The sequence below is a fragment of the Streptomyces sp. GbtcB6 genome (genome assembly GCF_019091475.1).
Classification (GTDB): Bacteria; Actinomycetota; Actinomycetes; order Streptomycetales; family Streptomycetaceae; genus Streptomyces; species Streptomyces hyaluromycini.
The window spans coordinates 1-1,321 of sequence record NZ_JAGXJL010000157.1 but is presented as its reverse complement, the minus strand read 5'-3'; the positions used below and the strand labels follow the sequence as shown (position 1 = coordinate 1,321).

2 protein-coding genes are annotated in these 1,321 nt (G+C 66.9%); both read right to left on the bottom strand.

Annotated features, from left to right (window positions below; genetic code table 11):
* Nucleotides 1–914: alpha-amylase family glycosyl hydrolase (locus KVT45_RS54960; RefSeq protein WP_254648757.1), on the bottom strand; the 914-nt coding region annotated here is incomplete at its 3' end.
* On the bottom strand, nt 911–1,321 hold a 411-nt coding region (locus tag KVT45_RS54955), incomplete at its 5' end, for an alpha-glucosidase C-terminal domain-containing protein (protein ID WP_217562629.1). The genes KVT45_RS54960 and KVT45_RS54955, both read right to left, overlap by 4 nt.

Here is a 1,321-nt window from a genome sequence, read left to right as displayed (position 1 = left end):
GGGTAGCGGGATTCCCGGCGCACGGCCATGAAGATCCGCGGCATGACGGGGAAGTGGAACGCCATGTGGCACTCGTCGCCCCCCTTGTCGTAGGCGCCGAAGTAGTCGACGACGTCCTCCGGCCACTGGTTGGCCTCGGCCAGCAGCACGGTGTCCGGGAACATGGCGTCGATCTCGCGGCGGACCCGCCTCAGGAACTCGTGGGTGGGCGGCAGGTTCTCGCAGTTGGTGCCCTCCTGCGCGTACAGATAGGGCACCGCGTCCAGCCGGAAGCCGTCGATGCCCAGGTCCAGCCAGAACCGGAGCGCCGCCAGCACCTCCTCCTGCACCGCCGGGTTCTCGTAGTTGAGGTCCGGCTGGTGCGAGAAGAAACGGTGGAAGTAGTACTGGCCGCGCACGGGATCGAAGGTCCAGTTGGAGACCTCGGTGTCGACGAAGATGATCCGCGCGTCCTGGTACTGCTTGTCGTCGTCGGCCCACATGTAGAAGTCCCCGTACGGCCCGTCCGGGTTCTTCCGGGACTCCTGGAACCACGGGTGCTGGTCGCTGGTGTGGTTGACGACGAAGTCGATGATGACGCGCATGCCGTGCTGGTGGGCGGCGTCGACGAACTCCACGAAGTCGGCGAGGTCACCGAACTCGGGGAGTACGGCGGTGTAGTCGGAGACGTCGTAACCGCCGTCCCGCAGCGGGGACTTGAAGAAGGGCGGCAGCCAGAGGCAGTCGACGCCGAGCCACTGCAGATAGTCGAGCTTGGCGGTCAGGCCCTTGAGGTCGCCGATGCCGTCGCCGTCGCTGTCCTGGAAGGAGCGGACCAGGACCTCGTAGAAGACGGCGCGTTTGAACCAGTCCGGATCCCGGTCCTTGGCGGGGGTGTCCTCGAAGGTGTCCGGGACGGGGTCGTTGACAGTCATGACGCGCTGGGCCCTCCGTTCGCTGGTGTCGGCCGCCCTACCTGGAGCACATGCGCCGGCGTCCGGCCGGGGACGAGGCGCACGAAGTTGGTCCTGCCCCATGAGTAGGTCTCACCCGTCAGTTCGTCCTGCACGGACAGGACGGCGTTCCAGTCCAGGCCGAGTTGCGGCATGTCCAACGAGACCGTGGCCTCCTGGGTGTGGTGCGGATCGAGGTTGACGACCACCAGCACCGTGTCCGACCCGGTGCGCTTGCTGTAGGCGATGACGGAGTCGTTGTCCGTGTGGTGGAAGCGCAGGTTGCGCAGCTGCCGGAGCGCGGGATGGCAGCGCCGGACGGTGTTGAGGCGGGTGATGAGGGGGGCGATGCCGTCGGTGTCGGCGCGTGTCCAGTCGCGGGGTTTGAG